22 protein-coding genes and 1 other RNA gene are annotated in these 23,743 nt (G+C 45.6%); 16 read left to right on the top strand and 7 right to left on the bottom strand.

Translation table 11 applies throughout. The features are described from left to right. The first annotated feature begins 170 nt into the window (after positions 1-170). Entirely contained in the window at positions 171-1,751 is a 1,581-nt protein-coding gene (locus ACQ5BJ_RS24125; RefSeq protein WP_005546081.1) for a DEAD/DEAH box helicase, read from the top strand. Positions 1,752-1,875: 124 nt separating this feature from the next. Here the strand turns inward: ACQ5BJ_RS24125 and ACQ5BJ_RS24120 are convergent, their stop codons facing one another. Beyond that, positions 1,876-1,986, bottom strand: a complete 111-nt coding sequence (locus tag ACQ5BJ_RS24120) for a YjcZ family sporulation protein (RefSeq protein WP_005546083.1) — start codon at positions 1,984-1,986, stop codon at positions 1,876-1,878. Positions 1,987-2,157: 171 nt separating this feature from the next. On the opposite strand from ACQ5BJ_RS24120, the gene ACQ5BJ_RS24115 reads away from it, so the two are divergent. From ACQ5BJ_RS24115 to ACQ5BJ_RS24105, 3 genes are all read left to right on the top strand, one after another. After that, a complete protein-coding gene (locus ACQ5BJ_RS24115) occupies positions 2,158-2,979 on the top strand; it encodes a YesL family protein (protein ID WP_262866558.1) in 822 nt (273 codons plus the stop codon). Between the two features lie 159 nt (positions 2,980-3,138). Beyond that, positions 3,139-3,321: non-coding RNA, 6S RNA (gene ssrS / locus ACQ5BJ_RS24110), on the top strand. A 146-nt stretch (positions 3,322-3,467) separates the two neighbouring features. Beyond that, positions 3,468-3,860, top strand: coding sequence for a DUF1499 domain-containing protein (locus tag ACQ5BJ_RS24105; RefSeq protein ID WP_005546086.1), 393 nt, complete (start codon positions 3,468-3,470; stop codon positions 3,858-3,860). Positions 3,861-3,986: 126 nt separating this feature from the next. Here ACQ5BJ_RS24105 and tpx read toward each other — a convergent pair whose 3' ends face one another. Beyond that, entirely contained in the window at positions 3,987-4,505 is a 519-nt protein-coding gene (gene tpx, locus ACQ5BJ_RS24100) for a thiol peroxidase (RefSeq protein WP_005546087.1), read from the bottom strand. A gap of 200 nt (positions 4,506-4,705) precedes the next feature. Here tpx and ACQ5BJ_RS24095 point away from each other — a divergent pair, with 200 nt between their 5' ends. Continuing rightward, positions 4,706-5,299 carry a rhomboid family intramembrane serine protease gene (locus tag ACQ5BJ_RS24095; protein ID WP_268598830.1) on the top strand — a complete coding sequence of 198 codons (594 nt, stop codon included), beginning with the start codon at positions 4,706-4,708 and terminating at the stop codon, positions 5,297-5,299. A gap of 108 nt (positions 5,300-5,407) precedes the next feature. Further along, positions 5,408-6,352 (top strand): LysR family transcriptional regulator, encoded by a 945-nt coding sequence (locus ACQ5BJ_RS24090; RefSeq protein ID WP_005546090.1) that lies wholly within the window; start codon positions 5,408-5,410, stop codon positions 6,350-6,352. An 89-nt stretch (positions 6,353-6,441) separates the two neighbouring features. Here ACQ5BJ_RS24090 and ACQ5BJ_RS24085 read toward each other — a convergent pair whose 3' ends face one another. The 3 genes from ACQ5BJ_RS24085 to ACQ5BJ_RS24075 all read right to left on the bottom strand — a co-directional run bounded on the left by ACQ5BJ_RS24085 (position 6,442) and on the right by ACQ5BJ_RS24075 (position 9,040). Further along, a complete protein-coding gene (locus ACQ5BJ_RS24085) occupies positions 6,442-7,128 on the bottom strand; it encodes a zinc metallopeptidase (RefSeq protein WP_005546092.1) in 687 nt (228 codons plus the stop codon). A gap of 53 nt (positions 7,129-7,181) precedes the next feature. Continuing rightward, positions 7,182-7,634: a MerR family transcriptional regulator gene (locus ACQ5BJ_RS24080; protein WP_005546094.1), complete on the bottom strand. Its 453-nt coding sequence runs from the start codon at positions 7,632-7,634 to the stop codon at positions 7,182-7,184. A gap of 197 nt (positions 7,635-7,831) precedes the next feature. Continuing rightward, the gene (locus ACQ5BJ_RS24075) at positions 7,832-9,040 is read right to left on the bottom strand and encodes an MFS transporter (RefSeq protein WP_005546095.1); all 1,209 of its coding nucleotides are present in this window, start codon (positions 9,038-9,040) and stop codon (positions 7,832-7,834) included. Positions 9,041-9,215: 175 nt separating this feature from the next. On the opposite strand from ACQ5BJ_RS24075, the gene ACQ5BJ_RS24070 reads away from it, so the two are divergent. Continuing rightward, on the top strand, positions 9,216-9,767 hold the full coding sequence (locus ACQ5BJ_RS24070) for a TlpA family protein disulfide reductase (protein WP_005546097.1): 552 nt from the start codon (positions 9,216-9,218) through the stop codon (positions 9,765-9,767). Positions 9,768-9,846: 79 nt separating this feature from the next. Here the strand turns inward: ACQ5BJ_RS24070 and cimA are convergent, their stop codons facing one another. After that, positions 9,847-11,460: a citramalate synthase gene (gene cimA / locus ACQ5BJ_RS24065; protein ID WP_430112727.1), complete on the bottom strand. Its 1,614-nt coding sequence runs from the start codon at positions 11,458-11,460 to the stop codon at positions 9,847-9,849. A 290-nt stretch (positions 11,461-11,750) separates the two neighbouring features. Here cimA and ACQ5BJ_RS24060 point away from each other — a divergent pair, with 290 nt between their 5' ends. The 6 genes from ACQ5BJ_RS24060 to ACQ5BJ_RS24035 all read left to right on the top strand — a co-directional run bounded on the left by ACQ5BJ_RS24060 (position 11,751) and on the right by ACQ5BJ_RS24035 (position 20,825). Continuing rightward, positions 11,751-13,055 carry a DNA polymerase IV gene (locus tag ACQ5BJ_RS24060; RefSeq protein ID WP_430112725.1) on the top strand — a complete coding sequence of 435 codons (1,305 nt, stop codon included), beginning with the start codon at positions 11,751-11,753 and terminating at the stop codon, positions 13,053-13,055. Between the two features lie 119 nt (positions 13,056-13,174). Next, positions 13,175-13,408, top strand: coding sequence for a ferredoxin (locus ACQ5BJ_RS24055; protein WP_005546103.1), 234 nt, complete (start codon positions 13,175-13,177; stop codon positions 13,406-13,408). 266 nt (positions 13,409-13,674) lie between these two features. Beyond that, positions 13,675-15,537: a CHASE2 domain-containing protein gene (locus ACQ5BJ_RS24050; protein ID WP_005546105.1), complete on the top strand. Its 1,863-nt coding sequence runs from the start codon at positions 13,675-13,677 to the stop codon at positions 15,535-15,537. 82 nt (positions 15,538-15,619) lie between these two features. Further along, positions 15,620-17,614: a FecR family protein gene (locus ACQ5BJ_RS24045; RefSeq protein ID WP_005546107.1), complete on the top strand. Its 1,995-nt coding sequence runs from the start codon at positions 15,620-15,622 to the stop codon at positions 17,612-17,614. Positions 17,615-17,635: 21 nt separating this feature from the next. After that, positions 17,636-19,351: a stalk domain-containing protein gene (locus ACQ5BJ_RS24040; RefSeq protein WP_367667918.1), complete on the top strand. Its 1,716-nt coding sequence runs from the start codon at positions 17,636-17,638 to the stop codon at positions 19,349-19,351. Positions 19,352-19,373: 22 nt separating this feature from the next. After that, the gene (locus tag ACQ5BJ_RS24035; protein WP_005546111.1) at positions 19,374-20,825 is read left to right on the top strand and encodes a L,D-transpeptidase; all 1,452 of its coding nucleotides are present in this window, start codon (positions 19,374-19,376) and stop codon (positions 20,823-20,825) included. An 84-nt stretch (positions 20,826-20,909) separates the two neighbouring features. On the opposite strand, the gene ACQ5BJ_RS24030 is transcribed toward ACQ5BJ_RS24035, so the two are convergent. Further along, a complete protein-coding gene (locus tag ACQ5BJ_RS24030; RefSeq protein WP_005546113.1) occupies positions 20,910-21,047 on the bottom strand; it encodes a hypothetical protein in 138 nt (45 codons plus the stop codon). Between the two features lie 277 nt (positions 21,048-21,324). Between ACQ5BJ_RS24030 and ACQ5BJ_RS24025 the strand changes: the two genes are divergently transcribed. The 3 genes from ACQ5BJ_RS24025 (at position 21,325) to ACQ5BJ_RS24015 (ending at position 23,717) form a co-directional block, all read left to right on the top strand. Beyond that, positions 21,325-22,419: a quinone-dependent dihydroorotate dehydrogenase gene (locus ACQ5BJ_RS24025; RefSeq protein WP_005546114.1), complete on the top strand. Its 1,095-nt coding sequence runs from the start codon at positions 21,325-21,327 to the stop codon at positions 22,417-22,419. Positions 22,420-22,488: 69 nt separating this feature from the next. Continuing rightward, positions 22,489-23,298 (top strand): GTP pyrophosphokinase, encoded by an 810-nt coding sequence (locus ACQ5BJ_RS24020; protein WP_005546116.1) that lies wholly within the window; start codon positions 22,489-22,491, stop codon positions 23,296-23,298. After that, positions 23,295-23,717 (top strand): DUF309 domain-containing protein, encoded by a 423-nt coding sequence (locus ACQ5BJ_RS24015; protein WP_005546118.1) that lies wholly within the window; start codon positions 23,295-23,297, stop codon positions 23,715-23,717. Before ACQ5BJ_RS24020 ends, ACQ5BJ_RS24015 begins: the two co-directional genes overlap by 4 nt. The last annotated feature ends 26 nt before the right edge of the window (positions 23,718-23,743 follow it).

Here is a 23,743-nt window from a genome sequence, read left to right as displayed (position 1 = left end):
CCAACGATGTACATGAATTTGACGCGGAGCTCACGCTACACAATAAGAGTGTCCCTCCGCATTGTATATGAGAAGACGGTTGACTGAAAGTGCCATTCGTCACCATTGTCGCGCTACTTAAGAATACAGATAAGGCTGTGGATTGTCCACAATGAAGGAGTATGAATATTTTGAAGACATTTGCAGAATTTGGCTTGGAGCCGAAAGTGCTTCAGGCGATTACGGAATTAGGGTTTGAAGAATCGACTCCAATCCAAGAGAAAGCGATACCTGTAGCGATGACCGGACGAGACCTTATCGGACAAGCGCAGACGGGTACGGGGAAGACGGCTGCTTTCGGTATCCCGTTGATCTCGAAGATTGATCCAACTGAAGAACGTGTAAAAGCTTTGATTATGACACCAACTCGCGAATTGGCGATTCAGGTTGCTGATGAAATCGGCAAATTGACTCGCTTCAAGGGTGTGCGTTCATTGCCGATTTATGGCGGACAAGATATTGGACGACAAATTCGTGCTTTGAAAAAACATCCGCAAATTATTATCGGTACACCCGGTCGTTTGCTTGATCACATCAACCGCAAGACAATTCGTCTTGATGATGTAGCAACCGTTGTATTGGATGAAGCAGATGAAATGCTTGACATGGGCTTCATGGAAGATATTACTTCCATTTTGAGCCTCGTACCTGAACAACGCCAAACCATGCTTTTCTCCGCAACAATGCCACCGAACATCCAAAAGCTTGCTAATCAATTTCTGCGCGAGCCAGAACATGTATCGGTAATGCCTAAACATGTGAGTGCACCACTCATTGATCAAGCATACATTGAAGTCCCTGAGCGTGTGAAATTCGACGCATTAAGCCGCTTGCTAGACATGGAATCTCCAGAGCTTGCTATCGTATTTGGACGTACGAAGCGTCGTGTAGATGAATTGTCTGAAGCATTGCAAAAACGTGGATATTCTGCTGACGGGCTGCATGGTGATTTGTCCCAGAATCAACGTGATACAGTTATGCGCAAGTTCCGCGATGGCAGCATTGATGTTCTCGTTGCAACTGACGTAGCTGCGCGCGGATTGGACGTATCAGGTGTAACACATGTTATTAACTTTGATTTGCCGCAAGATCCGGAATCTTATGTACACCGCATTGGTCGTACTGGCCGTGCAGGTAAAGAGGGTAGTGCATGGTCCTTTGTAACGCCTCGTGAGATTGATCATTTGCACTTCATCGAGCGCGTTACTCGTCATCGCATTCCTCGCAAGCCGATTCCTAGCCTTGCAGAAGCGATTGAAGGAAAGCAGCGCATCATTGCAGATCGCATTCTTGATGTACTCAAGGATGGAGAACTGAATGAGTACAAAAGCATCTCCATCGAATTGTTGGAGCAGTATGACTCCGTACAATTGTTGTCTGCAGCATTCAAGATGCTGACAGGCGATAAGAAGGATGTAGCGATTTCCTTGACACCGGAAGATCCAATCCGCGTGAAGCGTCGCAAGCCGGATCTTCGTTCCAGCGGACGCAAGATGTCTGCGCCTTACAACCGCAATGGACGTTCCGGTGGCGGACGCGACTATCGTGGCGGACGCGATGGTGGCCGAGATGGCAACCGTGGCGGTTACAATCGTGACGGACGCGGTGAGCGCTCTGGACGCAGCGATTCCCGTGAGCGTAACTACAGTGGTGGAGATCGCCGCCCAAGACGCTTTAACAATGAGGAAAACCGTAACAAGCGCGACGAATAGGTAAGGCAATGAATGGAATGGTGAATGTGTTTCGTTGATCGTAGAGACCGCCCCGAATGGAGCGGTCTCTTTTTGCTTGTACATAGACAATTCAGGGGTGAGGATGGCTTTCTATACCAAAAGGTTAGATCCAAGCACGACCAACAATAACTAACAAAATGAACAAGACAAGAATCACTCCTGTGGATGTAAATCCAAATCCACCACAGCTACCTCCGAAACCTAATTGACCCATACAGGGACCTCCTTTAACGCTGCATTGTTTGGTGTTGTCACGTTAATATCCTATGCGAAAAACCTTATATCGCTGTGGACACCAACCTAATCCGCGCCAAAATAGGCACTGGCACTAAGGTGGCAATTTGTATTATAGTAGAAGAGACAGGATGATGAGGAGGAATGACCTTTGGAATTTCGAGGGATTATGGGCGGCTTTTATCGCATTTCAGAATGGATAATGCGTTTTTCGGTTACGAACATATTATGGCTGATCTGTTCGTCGCCTTTTTTTATCTTTTTGTTCGTGAAATTACTAGTCGATCAACAGAACTTTGTAAATGAATCCATTACGATGAATTGGGCAATGGGACTTGTGGCACCGTTTACATTGTTCCCAGCGACAGCCGCGATGTTCTCCGTAACGCGAAAATGGATTATGGGGGATACAGATGTCAAACTGCTGCGCACATTCTTCAAATCCTACAAAGACAATTATAAGCAGGCGATGGTAGGTGGAATCTTTTACACGCTGCTGTTCGCCATTATGTATATCGACTACTACGTGTATATGACAGAATTGAAGTCGATGCAATTCATCGGATACGCGATGCTCGGCTTGCTGATTTTGTTGTTTGTTTCTTTGTTCAACTTTTTCTCTATGGTGGCTCATTTGCAAGCGAAGACAACACATATTATGAAGAACAGCGTACTGTTGACGATTTTTACTCCAGTTAGCAGTGTAGTTACAATTGTGTTAAGCTGCATTATCTTATACTTTAGCTTAACGAAGTGGCCGGTTCTATTGTTCTTCTTCTCAGGTTCATTAATCGCATACTTATCTTATTTCAATTTCAATAACGCATTCCAAAAAATTCAGGACAAGTACCAGCGTATGGTAGCCGCCCAAGAGGGTGACGGAGAAGAAGCAGAAGTCAAAGATAAAGTTGAAGCATCGGAATCTGGGAAATCGGGCGAACAACAATCGGAAGATAATTCCTTTACACGATAGCTCAATCAGACTTGCACTGCTTTAGGAAAATATGATATGATGTTGTTCCTAACAAATGAAGCGTAGTTAACGGTTGCGTATCGTAGCCTTTCATTTGACCATTATAAGTAGGCAATTTGCATGGTTTACTTTGCGTGAACAACACAGTATAATAAGCAATACATCCTGCGATGTACGTGTAGGCTTACGTTGTTTTGAACCAATGTTTGTTTCTAGGGAGTTCAACATCTAAGCATTGCTGGCAAGCCCTCTCCGAAGGGACGTCAAATGTGCTTATGCGGACACCCACCTGCGAGAGCGGGTTCAGAAGCATAGGAGCTGAACGGCATAGGCGGGTTTTCTTCTTAGCGAATCACCTTCTTTCATGAATGACTTCATGGGAGGAGGTGTTTTCTTTTTCTATGTAAATTCTCTTTCGTTCGATCACGAACAATGATACACTATAGATAAGTGAGCATCGGCTGTCTAGAAAAAGGAGGAACACACTCTTGTCACTGAAACGTGTACTGGTCGGTATCGTTCGCAGTTTTGAATCGAGCGGCGATCGTGCAAAGGACCCTAAATTGAAAACGCATTATTATCAAATGTCCCGAGAGAAAGCTTGGGGAGAAGTCACATCCACACTAAAGAAAATTCAAGGGTACAAAGTGCTGCATGAGGTGTCTTCTGTAGGCGAGATTACGCTAGAGAAGAGAACAATGACAGGACGGACGATGGATATAACCGTCTCCGTTATTAATGTAGGGCCAAATAAGACTGCAATCGATATCTATTCTGCTTCTCGTGGCGGACTTGGTGATTTTGGCGCGAACTACCGAGTTATTCTCGATCTGTATGCCATATTGGACAAGAAGTTGGCATCTTATAAAATGAATAGCTAACGAACTTGGAGCGAAGGTAGTAGCGGGTGCCGTGCGGAAATAGAATACTCGTTAATGAAATCAAGAAGCGAGAGAGGAGCCTTCACTCTTCTCTCGCTTTTACTCTAGTTGATTGGTATCGTGGTGTTACAGAAGCGCTTTTACAGCTGCCAATGCTTGCTCATAATTAGGGTGTTCTGTCATCTCGCTAACATATTCAACGTAACGAATCGTATTATCGGCATCTACTACGAAGATAGAGCGCATATCCAAATGCAATTCCTTAATAAGTACACCGTAAGATTTACCGAAGTTGTTGTCCTTATAGTCAGACAGCATCACGACATTGTCTACACCGGCTGCTCCGCACCAGCGAGCTTGTGCCATTGGAAGATCAACACTAACAGTAATCATTGCGGCTTGTTCGCCAAACTTGGAAGCTTCCTCGTTAAAGCGACGTGTTTGTGCATCGCATACACCAGTATCGATAGACGGAATAACACTGATCAGCTTTACTTTGCCAGCGAATTGTTCAAGTCCAACGACATCAACGAGCGATTTATTCAATTGAAATTCAGGCGCTTTATCGCCTACTTTAAGTTCGGGGCCGATCAATGTGATAGGATTTCCCTTTAATGTTGCCACACCTGTACGTTCTGCGGACATGGTTGGTAGCCTCCTTCTTACATATCATGCACATAATTGGTAAACCTATTGTCCATTATACGGTTTGCATATAAGGTTGTCCAATGTCGCTTCGTGATGAATTCACTTCATAATTGAGAATGATTTCAAGTATGCGATAATATGGGTACAAAACAGTACGCCTATGTATGTAAGCCAGCAGATGAAAGTGAGGAGACCTAATGATTTTTATTCGGTATGAAAATTGGCGGACCTATGTCAAAAGCTACCCCATAACCACATTGCTTATCATCGCTAATGTGATTATGTTTATCGTGTTGTTGATTAGCGGCGGTACGAATAGCGAAAATTTGTTTCGGCATGGAGCGATCTATAAGGAAACACCCTATATTCAGGAAACATGGCGCATGGCCTCTGCTATGTTCCTTCACGGTGGATTCGAGCATTTGCTATTTAATATGTTCGCCCTATTTGTGTTTGCACCACCACTTGAAAAGATGATGGGATCGTTCAAATATGCCGTTCTCTATATATGCAGCGGTTTGTTAGGGAATGCTGCTGCGCTGTGGCTGTCTGAATGGGGGACGCTTGCGGTTGGGGCTTCAGGTGCGATCTATGGCATATACGGTGCATATTTGTTTATTGCTTTGTTCCGTCGCCAAACCCTTGATGAGGCATCCCGACGCACATTGTTAATTATATTAGGGATTGGTATTGTACAATCTTTCGTCATTCAAGGAATAAGCTGGAGCGCCCATTTAGGCGGATTGGCTGCAGGATTTGCAGTATATGGTATATTACGGCTTATCCGTTGAATGATGCTTGCATATGATGATTAGGAAGTAAAATCAACCCTTTTTATAGAAGGGCATGATTGCAAGTGAAAATGAAATAGCATAATTGACAGAACGGAGCGAGAAGTCGTGGAACTTAGGCAATTGCACTACTTTGTGAAAGTAGCGCAAAAAGAGCATGTCACGCAAGCCGCTGAAGAATTGCATGTGGCGCAATCCGCCGTTAGCCGGCAAATTCATCAGTTGGAAGAAGAGCTTGGTGTTAAGTTATTCCTACAGAAGGGTCGGAACCTCCAGCTTACACCGGTAGGTCAGTTGTTCTGCAAGCGAGCGGAGGAGATTTTGAAGGATCTTGATCGTGCGATTCAAGAAGTACAAGAGTTTATGGATCCTGAGCTGGGGGAAGTTCGAATTGCGTTCCCTCACAGCCTAGGCGTGCATTTAATTCCGAGTATTGTAGCAGAATTCCGTAAGCGTCATCCGAATGTGAAATTTCGATTCAAGCAGGGCATGTATCCGTCGCTTATTCGGGATGTCATTTCCGGCGAAGTGGATCTTGCGTTCATTTCTCCATTCCCAAAGGAATGTGAGCATGTAACGGGGGAAATTGTACTGACCGAAGAATTATATGCAATTTTGCCTCCGCATCACCCGTTATCGACTGAAGAGGAGATCTCTTTGACTCAGTTGAAGGAGGATGCTTTTGTACTGTTTAGTCAAGGGTATTCCCTGCGGCCAATTGTATGGGATGCCTGTATCGAAGCTGGCTTTACACCGCGTATTGGCTTCGAAGGTGAGGAAACAGAAACAATAAGGGGACTTGTCGCTGCTGGCATGGGAGTAAGTTTGTTGCCTGATATGGCCCTCCAGCATACCTCAGAGCTGCAGCCTGCGCGAGTGCGGGTTGTGAACCCGGAAGTAACGAGGACAATCGGCATCATTTATCGTTCAGGTGAGAAATTACCGTTAGTTGCTCATACATTTCATGCATTTTTACTTCAATATTTTGCCCAGCACGATTTGCAGCAGCTTGCTAAGTCTACGAAGGCTTCATCTTCTGCTACCTTATCATGATTAAGTCTGTTCACAGAAGAACCCCATCCATGCGGGAAAGCATCGGAATGGGGTTCTTTGAATTACGGTGCGTGAAAGCTAATTCATTTTTATTCGTTGCGATTATTTGTAAATATCATAATGTACTTCAAAAGCTCCAGCACAGAAATGGCTGCCGCTGCAACGTATGTTAATGCTGCTGCATTAAGTACTTTCGCTACACCGCGCTCTTCCTCATTCGTTACGTACCCTTCAGCAATCATCAGATCGCGTGCGCGTCTACTTGCATCGAACTCAACTGGCAAGGTAACAAGCTGGAACAATACGGCTGCAGAGAAGAAAATAATCCCTAACAGAATCAGGTTGCTCCATTGGAAAAGAAATCCTGCAATCAACATGAATGGTGCGATACCGGACGAAAAGTTAACTATCGGAAACATGCGGTGGCGCAGAACGAGCATCGGATACGACTGCTGGTGCTGAATCGCATGGCCAATTTCATGGCAGGCAACTGAGATTGCTGAGATTGAATTTTCATAATAAACAGGCTCTGACAACCGTACGACACGGTTGATTGGATCGTAATGGTCGGTAAGCGCACCTTGAATCGGTTCGATTGGAACATCATGAAGGCCGTTTGCATCCAGCATTCGACGTGCTGCTTCATAGCCGGTCAAGCCACTCATAGCTCTTACTTGAGCAAATCGTTGGAAGGTTCCTTTAACACGGAACTGCGCCCAAATTGATAATCCAAAAGCGATTAGAATCAAGAAATCCATCGGGTGAAAAAATAGCATGTTCAAACCTCCCATTTAGACATCAAGAGTACGGTCTAGCGGCAATTGTTGTATTACATCATAAAGTGATTGTTGCCCTTATCGATTAAATTGAGCAATACCTCCACACAAGCTGCACTCTGAGCAGCAAGACGATTGAACAATGACTGTGCTTGTGTTGGTTTTAACTTATCCAGCATTGGACTAAGCTCTTTTGCTTCACGTTCTAGTTTTTGCAGATGAATTTGCAAATCAGTTAGTCGTTCTTCCAATTCACGCTCGGCAGTAACACTGTTCAATTGCGAGAAGTAAAGCTTGATTTCATCGAGACTATACTTTTCTTGTTTTAATTGATTAATACGTTCGATTCGTTCAATCGTTTCATGACTGTACAGACGATAGTTTGTATTTGTGCGCTTCACCGGTTCAATCAGGCCTATCGTCGTGTAATAGTCAATTGTTCGTTGACTTACATTCGCGGCGCGAGCCAGCTCTCCGATTCGTATTAACTTGTTAGTAGCCCCCATCGTCATCACCTCACTTATTCATCTATGATACTAGATAGCAAACCATACAGTCAAACGTTATGGTTCTGAATAATCAGTCCAAACATGACATTTATATGACTTTTACAACCTTTATGTATTAGGGGTTAAATGGATTAAAGGAGCGGACAATGATGCTGTCTGCTCCCAGGTCGGAAATAATTTGTATAGGATCTTCACTATTGCACCTTTGCATCTGGCTTAATGAACAGGCAGACGAGTATAAGCGCAATAATAGATAAAGCCGTCACACTAATAAAAATAATTTGATGTGACTTCTCCATCATCCAGGTGAACAGTGGCGGCCCAAGTGCAACTCCGAAGAAGCGCAGACTGCTGTACAAAGACGTTATCATCCCACGCTCTGCTTTTTCCACACTTCCCGTAATCATCGTATTGAGGCAAGGAAGAAGCATTCCCGTTCCGATGCTGCTAATCGTAATTAAGGCAATGAACCACACGATCTGCTTGTGGAACATGATCGTAAGACCGAGTGATAGTGACATGCAGACAAGTCCGATTATCATCATACGCCGAATGAGAATACCGTTTTTCTTAATTAAGCTACCTGTAATGAAGGCGGTGGTTACAATGCCAAGCAGCGGAATCGCGAGCACGAGACCTTTCACGACACCTTTAATGGAATATGGCTTTTCCTCTAATATATCGGATAAATAAATCAAAATGCCGAACAAAATGAATAAGGCGAGCGAGCCTGCAAAAAAAGCGGGTATTAGCCAACGCCCCATTTTTTTGAATATTTCGGCAACATTGTGCAAGTACGTTTTCAACGGAGTAGGCTCCTGCTTGCGTCGAGGTTCCTTGATTAGCCAAATAATCGCTACTAGCGACAAAGCGCAAAAGCAAGGAAAAGCAAAAAATGGGGCTGTCCATGTCCACAGCGCAAGCGCGGCTCCAAGGATTGGACTAATGACTTTGCCGGCTCCATTCGATGCTTCAATTAGTCCCATGGCTTGACTCTCTTCTGCTTCCTTATATAAATCACCGACGAGAGCCATGGCAATTGGAGCAGTTCCTGCAGCACCTAAGCCTTGGATAGCCCGGGAGCTAATAAGCAGCGGGTACGAATTCCACAGTGCGCCCAGCCCGGTAAATACCCCGGCTGCTCCGTAAATAATAAGTCCCGGGATAATAATTTTTTTGCGCCCAAATCGGTCGGACAAATATCCTGCGACCGGGATAATAATGGCGGCAGATAGCGAGAACAAAGTAATAATGAGGCTCGTCTGAAGGGAAGTCAATCCAAGATGTCGCTTGACTTCGGGCAAAATCGGGACAAGCATGGAATTTCCCAGTACCATAACAAGGGGGACGGTTGCCAGAGCTGCATATTCAAGCCATAGTGGCCGAGATTGTTGTGATGACATACATTACCTTTCCTTCGTGTAGTCTTTGAGTCAGTTCGTCGTTACTGTACCCGCATAACTCGGTTGGCATACGTGAGCAGGTTAGGAAAGGTGATTGTCGGAAGGGAATCGTATTTTTACTGGAAAAAGGGTACAATATGAACACGGAACAAGATGCGAACAAGGAGAATATAGGATGAAAAAAAGTTTACTATTGCTTGTAGTGAGTGTGCTGCTCATTGGAATTGCGATATGGAACAATCAAGATAAGTCGACATCTACAGTCAGCAATAATGGAGCTCCGACCAAAATTGGCGGGCAGGTTGGGGACTTGGCGCCATCGATTTCATTGAATGTGCTAGGGTCTGAGTTGAAACCTATTACGGTAGGCGGGAAGCAAGACAAGCCGATCTTTGTTAACTTTTGGGCTTCCTGGTGTGATCCGTGCAAGGCTGAAGCGCCTGATTTGGTGAAGCTGCACGAGAAGTATAAGGATAAGCTGTTAATGGTATCGATTAATGTAACCGCTCACGATACAGAAGAAGGAGCCAAGGAATTCGTTGCGGCCTATGGTTTAACGAATCCGGTTCTTCTGGATAGTAGAGGGCAGGCGTTCAAAGCGTATAATGGAATTGGCTTCCCTACGAATGTACTGCTGGATAAGAACGGAGTAATTCGTCAGCGTTATGATGGTATCAGGCCACCTGCTGAATTAGAACAGGCCATTCAACAAGTCATTGCAGAATAACGAACTGAAGTAAATAGAGCCATGACCACTTATCAAGGAGGTCATGGCTCTATCTCTATGAAAGAATATTTGCATTACGTTAGTGATTGACGAGTCCAACCTGCTCTTTGCGCTCGGTGGACGTAGCCACCTTCTCTTGACCTATTAACGCGTAACGAATACTGTCGATAAGTGCTTCCCAACTGGCCTCAATAACGTTGCTGGAGACTCCGACTGTACTCCACGTATTGTTGGAGTCTGTTGATTCGATCAGCACTCGTACCTTGGCTGCTGTCGTATTGTTCTCATCGAGTACACGAACTTTATAATCGGTGAGATGCATGTCTGCGATAGAAGGGTAATGGCGACTAAGTGCTTTGCGCAGCGCACTGTCTAATGCGTTCACAGGGCCGTTGCCCTCAGCGGCCATATAAATGGACTCGTCATCTATTTGCAGCTTGACGATTGCTTCAGATACAACGGATTGCTGTGATGATTTTTCTACCAGTATTTTAAACGACTCAAATGTGAAAGGATCCTCGGCTTGCCCTGTAGCCTGACGCAATAAGAGCTCCAGAGAAGCGTCCGCACCTTCGAATTGATAGCCCTGATGCTCAAGCTCCTTGATTCGATCCATAATTGCTCTCGTTTCAGGCTTCGTAGCATCAAGTTCGTACCCTAATTGCTGTGCCTTTGAAAGAACGTTGCTCTGGCCTGCTAATTCAGATACAAGTATCCGTTGTTTGTTGCCAACCAATTCAGGGACGATATGCTCATAGGTACGAGGATCCTTCATGATCGCAGAGACATGGATGCCTCCCTTATGTGCAAAGGCTGCGTTGCCTACATAAGGCTGATTGACAGGCATAGCTACGTTGGCGATCTCGCTTATATATCGAGCAGCCGGTGTTAGCGCTTGGAGCTGGCTATCTTCAACACAGGAGTATCCCATCTTCAATTGAAGTGTCGGAATGATGGAGCATAGATTGGCGTTGCCGCATCTTTCACCATATCCGTTGATTGTGCCTTGTACTTGTGTGACGCCTGCTTCTACCGCTGCAAGTGTATTCGCAACAGCGAGCTCACAATCGTTGTGTGTATGAATGCCAAGCTTCACTTGCACATGGTTGCGAACATCTCGAATGATGGTACCGATTTCGTTAGGCAGTGTGCCTCCATTGGTATCGCACATGACGACCCAGTCAGCGCCGGCTTCTTGCGCCTTGCGCAGTACTGCAATCGCATATTCCGTGTTGTTTTTGTAGCCGTCAAAGAAATGCTCTGCGTCGAGCATCACCTCAAGTCCTGCTTGCTTCAGATAGGCGATAGAATCATAGATCATGGCTAAATTTTCATCCAGCGTCGTTTGTAGGGCGGTATGGACGTGGAAGTCCCATGACTTTCCTACAAGCGTTGCAGCAGGAACGTTCGCTTCAATAATGCGATTTAGGTTGGCGTCCTGTTCGGCGAGTGAATCTTTGCGTCGGGTACTGCCGAATGCCGTTAGTTTCGCATTCCATGAATAAGCAGCTACTCTTTTGAAAAATTCAATATCCTTGCCGTTGCTTCCCGGAATGCCGCCTTCAATGTATGTGACGCCAATCGCATCAAGTTTGCGCGCGATTTTGATTTTATCGTCCGCGGACAAGCTAATTCCTTCGCCTTGGGTGCCATCGCGAAGTGTTGTGTCAAAGATAGAGATGAATTTTGACATTCTAGGAACCTCCTTAAGTTATGCAAGGATGAATATGGAAATAACTATTTCCCTATTATAGCACTGCTTTCTTGCTTGTATAGTCGAAAATCATAATCGTATACTTGATTTTTTAGCAAAGGAAGTTGGTATTCATGCTTGCAACGGATTGTAGTAATCAGTAAGCTGATAAGAGAATAGAACAATTGTTCGAGATAACTTGGTAATATATAGAAATAAAGGGATCGTTGTCTTGCGTAGTTAATTAGGCTGTATGAATACAATGAAGCTGTTAGGAAGGGGGCAGTATTATGAATGAGAACGAAACTTCGCGCAACTACATACAACAATATTATCCGACCAAGGGTCGAGTCATATTGCATCTCGACATGAATGCTTTTTATTGCTCTGTACATGCAGCAGAAGAACCTGAAAAATATCAAGGCCAGCCAACGGCGGTGGCTGGCAGCATGGAATTGCGCAAGGGTATCATTGTTACTTGTTCTTATGCTGCCCGCAAGCTTGGCATTCGCACAGGAATGCATGTGAAGGAGGCGATGCGGCTGTGTCCCCACTTGATTGTCATTCGGCCTGATTTTTATTTATATCGCAAATATTCAAGAGCCTTTATCGAAATCGCGCGCAGCTATACCCCGCTAGTTGAGGTCGTTTCGATCGATGAGTGTTACATGGATATTACAGGATCCAAAATATTTGGCACACCGCTCGACATTGCTAATGAACTGCAGACGAGGATTCGAGAGGAATTGAGCTTACCTTGCTCAGTTGGCATAGCACCGAATAAGCTGCTTGCAAAAATGGCGTCTGATATGAAAAAGCCAAATGGGATTACCATCCTGCGAATTCGGGATATGTCGAAGCAATTGTGGCATAAACCGTGCGGCGAGTTGTTCGGGATTGGTCGCAAAACTGCTGATAAGCTGTCCCGCGCGGGAATACGCACTATTGGAGAACTGGCGCATACCGATGAAGGGCGGCTCGTGTCATTGTTCGGCATACAGGGGCATTGGATGAAGCAGGCAGCCAATGGCATCGACGATTCGCCAGTGAAAGCAGAGCGTGAACAGAACAAATCAATCGGCCATACGACGACCTTGCCGAAGGATGTGGAGTCGAAGGAAGAAGTAAGAAGAGTTTTGTTGAACTTGGCAGATCAGGTGGCGCGCCGGATACGAAAGCAAAAACTGATGGCACAAACTGTACAGCTTACTATTCGTACTCCGGATATGAAGACGATAACGCGGTCAAGCACACTCCAGGGACCCACAGACGATGCTGGATGCTTGTTGGATGAGGCCTGGAAGCTTTATGAGAAGCACTGGACGTCAGGCAGGCCGATTCGGCTTCTAGGGATTACGGGCCAAAATCTAGTAGCAAAGCAAGAAGCGGCCGTACAGTTGGATTTGTTTGATTTCGAGCGTCAGCCGAAGCGAGAGCAATTGATAGAGACGATGGATCGGATACGAGATAAATATGGAGAAAATGCGATTGTTACGTTAGGAATGCTTGGAGATAATCCTTCTACATTGCTTCGCAATCACCGTGTTCGGGGTACTTCCCTTCAAACCGATACACTGCATGGATCAGACGAGTAATTAATAATTTTCAAATCATTTAAAAAAGTTGGAAATCGTTTGAATTCCAAGCTTGTTTGTATTATATTGATAACGGAGGAACCAAGAAGATCTGTACGATTACAGGAGGGAACTGACCAATGGCAAAATATACTTGGGTTGATAAAGACACATGCATCGCTTGTGGAGCATGTGGCGCTACTGCACCTGACATTTATGACTACGATGATGAGGGTATCGCAGAAGTTATTTTTGAAGGTGACAACAACCAAGGGGTAACCGCTATCCCAGACGATCTGTTTGACGATCTGCAAGATGCTGCAGACGGCTGCCCAACAGATTCTATTAAGATTGCGGACGCACCATTTAACTAATCTACTGGAAGCATACTACACACATAGAGAGAGAAATACCTACACGATCCCCGCGCCTCCCGCGGGGATTTTATTATATCTGCTCACCTCAACTAATTACTGCATCAAAGCAACAATTCGCAAAATTCGACAAAATTCAGCTTGAAATAACCAATATCATCGTATACGCTCATACAATATGATAGATTAAATATAGCAGAATATATCATTCTTGATTGTAGCAATAAACTGGTTCATGCTGCCAAGGTGAAGTAGGTGATTTCGAGATGAGAAAATTCGTTGTCCCGGCATTGATCGTATCGCTGCTGACCATGATTATGGTATATGTGTACACTCATGGAGCTGGTGGCGTGTTTCATATGGCGGAGCAGGCATTTCGTGATGCTTTGCGAACGAAGAGTATTGAACAGCGGCAGCCCGATGATCGAATCAAGATGATAGCGATTGACGAGCCTTCATTAGCACAGCTCGGCTCTTTTCCATGGTCTCGCTCCTATTATGCCGAATTAAGTGCAAGGTTGATGCATGCCGGTGCCCGGGCGGTCGTCATCGATTTACTGATGCTTGATCCCTCTATGCATGAAGAGGAGGACGAACGCTTATCTGAACAATTGAGTACATACCCGTCAATATACTTGCCGGTGCAGGTTTCACTTCTTCCTTTACAAGAGAATGCCCATTCTCTCGAAGCGTCTGGTGTTGAGCGGCCTCCATCTTCCATTCGAGTTGCTGATAGTCAACTCGGACATGTGAATGTAATTCCAGACGGTGACGGCGTTATTCGAAAAATTAGTTTAGGCATTCCGGATGAACATGGAAAGATGATTCCTTCTATAGATGTTCTAGCCGCGAATCAGTTATTGCCAGAAGATAAGCAAATTCGGTGGGATGGGTTAAGCGGCCGTTGGTATCGGGGGGAGAAGGTGATTCCGACAGAGAATCGGGATCAAGTCGCATTCGATTATTTCTCTTCCATTTATGGCGATAGCACGGACAATCTGTACGGCTATGATCGTCAGTCGTTTGCAGATGTATGGAATGGTACTGTTGATCCTTCCTATTACAAGAACTCCGTCGTCTTAATAGGCCCCTATGCAGCCTCATTAAGCGACCGGCACATGACGCCGCTTAGTCGATCAATGACACTTTATGGCGTGGAGATTCACGCGAATATGGTTCAATCGCTAGTGGAAGGTCGCTTTTATAAGGAAGCTCCGTTTTTTTGGAATGTGATTGCATTACTTCTAGGAATTAGCATTGTAGGTTGGAGCGCATCGCGAATTCGAGGCGTTCAAGGTGTTGCTGCAGCAATAGGTATCGTCTTTGTATTTACAATCGTATGGATTGGTATTTACGAGAGTGGCTCTGTCTTCATTCCCTACTTTACTGAGCTTTGCGGAATGGGGGCTTCTTTTGTTCTCATCGTTGCCTATCGGGGCCGAGAAGAACGCAGAGCAAGACAGCATGTTGAAGATTTATTTGGCAGGTATGTATCACCTGCGGTTGTGATGAAGCTGCTGGAATCACAAGCACCTGTTAAGGCAGGAGGAGTACGTACTGACATTTCGGTTATGTTCATAGATGTAAGAGGATTTACTCCATTGTCTGAAAGGCTCGCTCCTGAAGTAACGATCCAACTTCTGAATCAATACTTGCATTTGTGTGCAAACACGATATTTAAGCATAATGGAACCTTGGATAAATTTATGGGCGATGGCGTTATGGCAATCTTTGGAGCGCCGCAGCATCTTGATAATCATGCTGAACACGCAGTACGAGCCGCATTAGAGCTTCAACGCTGTGCTGAGCAATTGCGTACTCAATTATTGCAGGAAATTGAGCTGAGTGACCGATTTGGAATCGGTATCGGTATTCAGAGTGGGGAAGCGATAGTTGGAAATGTCGGTTCTGAGCAACTGCGCTTGGACTATACGGCCATCGGAGATACCGTCAATGTAGCTTCGCGATTGGAATCACGAGCCTTGCCGGGGCAAATTGTTGTTGGAAAGGAAACCTATTTGAGAATTTGCAATCGTTTTGAAGTGACAAGTATTGGAGCACTTCAATTAAAAGGGAAATCGGAACAAGTATTAGCTTATGAAGTTCGTGCTGAGCGGGAAGGAAACTGAGTTGGATAGATTCGCCAACATGTTCATGATAGCGGTTCTAGAAATGAATCTTATGTCTGAGAAATGAGGAGAGCATGGAAGAATGCGAAAGAAACGCTTGTTGCAAAGCAGTCTCGCCTTTATGGTGGTGTTTTTTACACTGTTTGGAGCTGGATCATGGGGAACTGCATATGGTGCAGAGGGTGCAGCCAAAGCCGTACGAGTGGGTATTGTGAAGGAATGGAAAGGCAGTGTGTCGGTTACCAAGGCCGGAGGAGATAAGCCGATTCAAGTATTTAAAAAAATGAGTATTAATCAAGGAGATCGCCTTCGTACCGGAGATAAATCCCGAATTGTCATTCAATTGGTCGGGGGAGATAAAGAGGATGAACTGACGATTGGCGCAGATGCAGATGTTAGCTTTACCGAGTTAAAAAAGGACGGCGGTGTGAAGACTCGCATCGGTGTATGGGCAGGTTCGGTCTTTACCAAGGTAAAGTCTATTGCAGGAATCGATGATCGATTTGTGCTGGAGACGCCAACAACGGTTATGGCGGTTCGCGGCACGCAATTCGGGGTCAAGGTCTATCCCTTAAATGGACTGACACAGTTGTATGTTACAGCGGGGATTGTAAGAACGGAATTCCCAATCAAGGTCAGCAGCAGTTCTGATTTATCAGGCAGCCAGCCGCAAAAAAAGGATACATCATTCGGTAAAAGTAAGGTCGTGACAATCGGCCATCAAGATGTATTTCCTGCACAAACGGCTGCGTTTACTTTATCAGGGTTAGGAACTGACTATAAATATGGGTATGCGGATGCAGGGACACTGCTTACACAATGGGATATGGCAGTTGTGAAAGCGATGATTGCTGGTGCGGCAGATGCAGAAGAGGAGAATAAGACGACCATGAAACAGTGGTCAGAGGGAAAATGTGAAGGAGCCAGTCTACAGTTGCGTGCATGTGAGGTTCTTCAATCTTATGGGATGTTGCAGGGGAAATTTAGCGGGATACTGCGCGGAGGCTCTGATCAACTTATCGAGAATATTGCGAATAGCGGCAAGGCGGAACCACTTGAGAAACGGGTCGCTCATAATATGAGCAGCTTCATTGCTTATGTGGTTCGAACTGCTGTAGAGTATGGAAAGCTGACAGAGCAGGAAGCGAACCTGAGCGGGTTACCATGGAAAACAGCAACGCTATTATTGACAAAGGAAGAATCTCAGCAGCAGACCTTCATACATAAGCATGTAGAGGAACAGGCGGGGTTGGGAGAGCTAGAAGCAAATGATGGGCTGAAAAAGGAAGGAGCCCTTGAGCAGCAGCGAAAGGCTGCGGAGCTTCAAGAACAGGGACAAGTAGAGAAGAATTATGAGGCCTCACTGAGCTCGGAACTTATGAAGCAGCAATTTATAGAAAATTTAAAAAAAGCTCAACTGGAAGTATGTGAAAATGCATACGAAAATCGAGTATGTCAGGAATCTAACAAAGATAAGGATTTTCAAGGCGGAGCGGTCAATCCGAGTTCCCCTGATCCAAGTCGTCCGGATCCAGAGAAACCAGATCCAAAGCCAGATCCGAAACCGGATCCAAAGCCGGATCCAAAGCCACAAGAACACGTTCTTGAACTGGCCGCTGATAAGGATGAAGTCAAGTCAGGTGATCAATTCATTGTGACGGCGATACTGAAGCGCCTAACCGCCCCTGTAAACGCAGCTTCATTGCAGTTCACCATTGAGATAGAAAAGGGAGCTGAACTAGACACAGGGGAATTGCAAGCAAATAAAGAGAAATATCGAGATGGCGGTGGCAAATTTCAAATTGCACACCAACCTGGAGATTATGCAAAGAGCAATAGTGTCGATTCCGTGGTGACCGCAACCCAGTCATTAATCACATATCGCATTATGATGACTACATCTGGATATGTAGCACTCAACAGCGACGATACGCTCGTCAAGCTGCCGTTTAAAACAAATGGAAGCAATAATCCAGTGTCATTAAAATTGACGAATGTTCGTTTTTATGATGAAAAAGGTTTGCTGCTGCAAGTTAATACGATGGAGAAACCGCTCGAAATCAAGCTTATTCCGTAACGGTTGAAGGAGATATTGGAAATGAAAGTCGGACAAATCACGGGAAAAATGCATCTTGTCATCGTCTTCATATTAATAGCTGGTACTGCAGCGATGGCATCCTCTGTCGAGGTATATGCAGCAGCCCCATCGTTGAACAAGAAGTCTGAACAGGCTCAAGCCTTTGAACACTTTACTTCCCCTGCAATCGAGATGACTGCCTGGAAGGCCGCATCACATTGGTATGAAACGGTGCACCTATCTGGCAAAGCAATGGCCAATAAGCAAGTGGAGCGCCTGCAATTCCCCACAGGAATTGCAGCAGGGGAAAATCAATCGATTATTGTTACCGATACGCGTAATCATGTACTTCGTCGCTTGGATGCTGAGGGACGCATAACGGCAACTATAGGAATGATCAATAAGCAGGGCTGGGAGGATGGAGAGCAGGCTCAGGTACAATTCGATCAGCCGACAGGACTTGCAGCAGATAAAAAAGGAAATCTATACGTGGCGGATGCAGGAAACCATGTCATTCGTAAAATAGATGGGGCTGGAAAAGTGACCACAGTAGCCGGCGATGGTATTCCTGGCTGGAAGGATGGTGCAGCAGGGACAGCGCGCTTCCATACGCCGCGAGCCATAGCCGTAGCGGATGATGGAGCGATATATGTTGCCGATTCATTGAATCACGTTATTCGACGAATTGATGCAATGGGGATGGTCACTACATTAACTGCCCGTTCTTCCCGTATCGTGGAATATTCACCGGGGTCAGTAACAGGAGCAGGTGATTTTAAAGACGGCAACCTGACAGAAGCGATGTTCAATGAACCGAGCGGGATTGCCTTGATGAATGATGGCAAACTAGCTGTTGCAGATACGGGCAACCAGCGTATTCGTCTCATTGATTTGAAACAGGGAAGTGTATCAACGATTGCAGGGAGCAGTTCTACTGCCGGGTATACCTTACCAGGTGTCCAGCGAGTACTGTATGCGCCAGGAGGATATCGCGATGGCGCTGCTTCGAATTCGATATTCAATAGCCCTACAGGAATTGCAATTACGAATGAAAATGGGATTGTAGTCGCAGACAGATGGAATCATGTTGTCCGATATATATATAAGGGAGAGGTTGTTACACTAAGCGGACAAGCTGGCAAAAGCGGTGATTTGGACGGAATTACTTCTTATGCTAAGCTGCATGAGCCGACAGCCGTTGCTGTGCTCGCGAATGGGTCAATAGCGGTGGCAGAAGGATTTAATAATGCAATCCGACTTATTCGCCGTTATGAGCTTCCTGAATGCGTTATGGGACCTTTGGATCAATCGCGCGCATCTCAGGTTCAGTTAGTATACAATCGTATGCCTTTGTATACGGATACGGCGCCGATTATTCAGGGCGACAGAACCTTTTTGCCATTAAGGGTTCTGGCAGAAACCTTGGGTTATAAGACGGAGTGGCGAGCAGGTAAGCGAGTGGTTCTTCAACTTGGGGAGAGCAGCATCGAACTGCGTCCAGGAAGCAACCAAGTGAATGTGGAAGATAACGGTACATCATCTGTATTGAAGCTTCCTACAGCTCCCTTCATACAGAACGGCAGAATATTAGTGCCTGTCCGCTTTGTGGCTGAACAATTCGGCTTCGATGTCCAGTGGGTTGCACAAGCAAGGGCAGTCGTAGTAAGAGACCGAATTTTCCTGCGCTATGCGGCAACGGGAACGTGCTTCCCGCCTCAGCGAATAACAGCTAAATAATGTGCCGGAGGGAGGAATGTAATTGACTTCTTCATCGGATGGAAAACATCCACTCGGATCGAAGAAAGACCAAGCATATATAAAGGAGTATATTGAGTCGCATCCGGATAATCGGATGGCCTGGTATCTGCTAGGCAAGCAATATGAGCGAAATGGTGAGCAAGGCAAGGCGAATTATTGCTTCAAGGAAGCAGGGGACATCTATCATGCCTTTGAGAATGTGCCTCGTCTATCTGAGGAGATTGAGGAATTGGCAGAGAACACCGAGCGGCAGCAAGCAGCATCACACATCTCCCGAAATGGGAAGAAGCGAATTGGCATTGCTATTCTGCTCTTTCTGCTGCTCGGCTCGATAGCTGGTGAAGTGAAAGCTCCTTCTCGAATGTATCCTGCTTCTGTTGAGAGTGAAGCTGGGGAAGCAAAAGACGATGCGATTTCTAAAAAAAAGGATGTGCATCTACCGAATGGTGCTTTATCGATTCCATCTCAAGCAGGCATACTCGTTCCGGAACAAGACGATGCTGCATTCGGCCATGCGTTGAAGGATGCCAAACACATTGCCTCCAAAGTGAATCATGTTCACTATCTGCTTCATATTCGCACTCATCAGCAATGGTGGATGTGGAAGGCTCCACTGCGTCCCGACTACCGGCTGTCTGCAGATTCAAACGGGCAAAACATCGTTGTGACTCCGCTGCAAGGCAAGCAGTGCAAGTGTGACGCTGACCGTGTACAGGCAAGTTCATTTGTACAGCAATGGATGCCAAGAAGTGTGGAGCGGCTGGTAGCCAAGTCTGCACTTACGGCTGTATTGCAAATGAATGATCAAGCGCCTAAGCAATGGTCGAAACTAGCAAGTAAATACCCGAACAATGTAGTGTCAGGCATTACTCCTCAAATCGCCCAAGCCTATGACGAGATAGCTGCATCGTATATGTCTCATATGAAAAAGGCGAAGCAGATAGCCCCTAAGAAGGCGAAACAGCAGGCACTTCAAAATATATGGAGCGATGAATCAGATCCGTTCAGAGAGCCAATGCGTATTTTGGTCGATAGGAAGCATCATCGACTTGCGGTCGTAAGTGGTAAAATTATGCTGAGAAATTACAAAGTTGGTCTTGGTGGCAAACGAACTCCATTGGGCTCGTTTCGAATTACCGAAAAGGTAGTGGATCCGAACGGGTCGTCAATTGGCGACTTTGGCAGTCGGGGGATGACTTTGTCAGATACGTTGTATGCCATTCATGGCACGAATGAGCCGGATAGCATTGGATTGGATAAGTCGCTTGGCTGTGTACGGATGTCGAAGGAAGATGTTGAGGAATTGTTTGATATGGTGCCGATCGGAACAGAAGTCGTGATAGGTTCTGATATATTGCCAGAGGAGCTGCTTGTGCCGGATAAGGACAGCCGCTATCGACTTAACTTGAGCCCGAAGCAGGACAATCCGAACAAGAGATATCGCTGGCTGTAAATATGATGCTCTTATCAAGAAGAAGAGCCGGAATTCTCAAGTGTGACTTGAGTTCTGGCTCTTCTTCGTAAATAATGGGAAATGCTATCCATTTACAATAAGCAGTGTAGATACGATTATGACAAATAGCAAGAGAACCCCTCCGACCCATAAGATCGCCTTTTTGTTCACTTCTTCTGCATGCTTAGCCGGTATTGTTGGGGATTTGCGTTTCACTGCCATAGGTCATCACCTTTCTTTATAAATCTTCTATAAAACCTCTATATGCCTATTGTAATCGTTTTCTAAATGTTTGACCAGTCAGGGTTGGATGACATATGTACTTTTCTTTTGTGCTAGAAACCTTTAAACTATGACATGGAGCCTTTTTTATGCCCGCCAAGGATGTTACATAGCATATTGTTAGGATTTAAGTATAAGTCTTGCGCGGTACGGTAACTATACGATGTTGTCAGTAATCATGGCTTACATGTATGGCACAATGAACGGAGTGGAACCTTTGTTATATCGCAACATAGCTAAACCGATATTTTTCAAATTAGATCCTGAAAAAGCGCATCACCTCGTTATAGGTGGCATGGCGCAAGCAGCGAAGGTGCCCGGTGCGCTTGCCATGATGCGTGGAATGTATGGAGTCAAGGCAGATCCCGCCATGACGACTTCACTGTTCGGTCTCACATTCCATAGTCCGATTGGACTTGCGGCAGGACTAGATAAAAATGCGGAGGCCGTCCGCGGATTCTCTTCCATTGGCTTCGGATTTATGGAAGTGGGTACTGTCACGCCCAAAGGACAGCCTGGCAATGATAAGCCGCGCATGTTCCGGCTTCCTCCAGACGAAGCGTTAATCAATCGAATGGGCTTCAATAATGAAGGAACGGAAGCTATGCACGAGCGATTGACAGCGATAAAGGAGCGACCAATTCCGGTATGGGTCAATATCGGTAAAAATAAAGCTACCCCGAATGATAAGGCGTATGAAGACTACTTGAAATGCATACAAACGATGTATGATGTGGCAGATCTGTTCGTAGTCAATATCAGTTCACCAAATACGCCCAATCTGCGGAATTTACAGCATGGTGACGAGTTGAGGGCACTATTGAACTTAGTCGTAGATGAAATGAATCGCCAAAATGCGGCTCATGGCCAAAATAAATCTATTCTCGTCAAAATCGCTCCGGATGTATCGGATAGCGAATTGGAAAGCATGACCGAGACGATTGTACAGAGTGGAGTATCGGGGATCATTGCTACAAATACTACGCTGTCTCGCATGGGAGCAACCCATGTCCATCGGTTGGAAAATGGGGGATTAAGTGGAAAGCCGCTGACAGAACGCTCGACTGAAGTTGTGTCGCAAGTATATCGTATGACCAAAGGGGCCATCCCAATTGTTGGGTCGGGTGGCATATTCACTGCAGAAGATGCGTATCAAAAAATTCGTGCCGGTGCGAGTCTGGTCGAAATATATACGGGTCTCATTTATAAGGGGCCTGGAATTAACCGTGAGCTGGCTTCAGGCTTGAAGCGACTAATGAAGCAGGATGGATTCAAGCATATTTCAGAAGCTATTGGGGCTGATCATCGATAAGAAATGGTCGTATCGTGATACACCACAGGTTCACTGAACGAATGGTTGGAATGGACAGGAGGCATACAAATGGACGGAAGAGATTGGGGAAATTTTTTGCTGCCTTATGCACAGGCCGTCGAAGAGCTGAAGGTCAAGTTCAAAACGTTGCGAACTGAATTGAAGAAGCGAGAAGAATATTCACCTATCGAGTTTGTAACGGGCCGGGTGAAGAGAATTTCCAGCATACTAGAAAAATCGAAGCGCCTTGAGGTGCCCCTTGATCAACTGGAGCGGGGAATTGAGGATATCGCAGGCATTCGGATTATGTGCCAGTTCGTCGATGATATTCATCGAGTGGCAGACTTAATTCGCAATCGCCAGGACATGAAGGTCGTATATGAGAAGGACTACATTACCAATTATAAGGAAAGCGGTTATCGCAGTTTCCATATGATTATCGAATATCCGGTTCAAACGGCGCTTGGCCAGAAAATGATTTTGGGAGAAATCCAAATTCGTACCCTGGCGATGAATTTTTGGGCGACGATTGAACATTCATTGAATTATAAATACAAGGACAGCCTTCCTGAGGAAGTTCGCCAGCGGCTGAAGACGGCAGCGGAAGCGGCATTTGTATTGGATAACGAAATGTCCAGCATCCGTCAGGAAATTCTCGTCGCACAACAGAGCTTCGAAGATAAGTCGAAGATTGTGCAGAAATGCCTGTCCTTTATTCAAGAACTGTATTATTATCACCGTATTTCTGAAGCCATTCAATTCCAGAATCGCTTCAATGAAGTATGGGAGAAGGATGATATTACAGAACTGAAAAATTTAGAGGAAGAGATCACGAGGGAGCTGGAGAGTGCGAAGAAGAACGGGGACATTCAGCTATGAATGCCGAACAGGCTCTCCCTTATGATAGGCTGTATGTTCAGTTCATCAAGCTGTTCAATGAGGAGCGGGACTACTATCAATGTCATGATGTCATGGAAGAGTTATGGCTTGAGGAGGGGCGGAAGCCTCTTCTCCAAGGCCTGCTGCAAGTAGCGGTTGGACTGCATCATTTTCAGAACGGCAACCGTTCCGGAGCGGTCAAGCTTCTTGTGGCCGCGCTTCAAAAGCTGCACGCCTATCCTAATCTTGTGCTGGGGATTGACTTACATCAACTGCGCACCGATGCAGAAGAAGTGTTGGACGCCTTGCAGCAGCATGAGGATAATTTGCCGCCATTTCAAGACATTACGATTCGGATTGTCGACCAAGAACTTCATTTCCTTATTTCGAGCTGTGAGTTGCCATCCTTGCATGACTAAACATGTCATATTCGAATAAACGGAGA

The sequence above is a fragment of the Paenibacillus sp. B1-35 genome, assembly GCF_050474385.1.
GTDB lineage: Bacteria > Bacillota > Bacilli > Paenibacillales > Paenibacillaceae > Paenibacillus_B > Paenibacillus_B alvei.
The sequence above is the reverse complement of the archived record's forward strand: the minus strand, read 5'-3'. Positions and strand labels throughout refer to the sequence as shown.

Coding starts and splice junctions, on each gene's coding strand:
- ACQ5BJ_RS24120 (WP_005546083.1), bottom strand. CDS start 1,986: ATGGGTCAATTAGGTTTCGGAGGTAGCTGTGGTGGATTTGGATTTACA.
- tpx (WP_005546087.1), bottom strand. CDS start 4,505: ATGTCCGCAGAACGTACAGGTGTGGCAACATTAAAGGGAAATCCTATC.
- ACQ5BJ_RS24095 (WP_268598830.1), top strand. CDS start 4,706: ATGATTTTTATTCGGTATGAAAATTGGCGGACCTATGTCAAAAGCTAC.
- ACQ5BJ_RS24085 (WP_005546092.1), bottom strand. CDS start 7,128: ATGCTATTTTTTCACCCGATGGATTTCTTGATTCTAATCGCTTTTGGA.
- ACQ5BJ_RS24080 (WP_005546094.1), bottom strand. CDS start 7,634: ATGGGGGCTACTAACAAGTTAATACGAATCGGAGAGCTGGCTCGCGCC.
- ACQ5BJ_RS24075 (WP_005546095.1), bottom strand. CDS start 9,040: ATGTCATCACAACAATCTCGGCCACTATGGCTTGAATATGCAGCTCTG.
- ACQ5BJ_RS24070 (WP_005546097.1), top strand. CDS start 9,216: ATGAAAAAAAGTTTACTATTGCTTGTAGTGAGTGTGCTGCTCATTGGA.
- cimA (WP_430112727.1), bottom strand. CDS start 11,460: ATGTCAAAATTCATCTCTATCTTTGACACAACACTTCGCGATGGCACC.
- ACQ5BJ_RS24060 (WP_430112725.1), top strand. CDS start 11,751: ATGAATGAGAACGAAACTTCGCGCAACTACATACAACAATATTATCCG.
- ACQ5BJ_RS24055 (WP_005546103.1), top strand. CDS start 13,175: ATGGCAAAATATACTTGGGTTGATAAAGACACATGCATCGCTTGTGGA.
- ACQ5BJ_RS24050 (WP_005546105.1), top strand. CDS start 13,675: ATGAGAAAATTCGTTGTCCCGGCATTGATCGTATCGCTGCTGACCATG.
- ACQ5BJ_RS24045 (WP_005546107.1), top strand. CDS start 15,620: ATGCGAAAGAAACGCTTGTTGCAAAGCAGTCTCGCCTTTATGGTGGTG.
- ACQ5BJ_RS24040 (WP_367667918.1), top strand. CDS start 17,636: ATGAAAGTCGGACAAATCACGGGAAAAATGCATCTTGTCATCGTCTTC.
- ACQ5BJ_RS24030 (WP_005546113.1), bottom strand. CDS start 21,047: ATGGCAGTGAAACGCAAATCCCCAACAATACCGGCTAAGCATGCAGAA.
- ACQ5BJ_RS24020 (WP_005546116.1), top strand. CDS start 22,489: ATGGACGGAAGAGATTGGGGAAATTTTTTGCTGCCTTATGCACAGGCC.
- ACQ5BJ_RS24015 (WP_005546118.1), top strand. CDS start 23,295: ATGAATGCCGAACAGGCTCTCCCTTATGATAGGCTGTATGTTCAGTTC.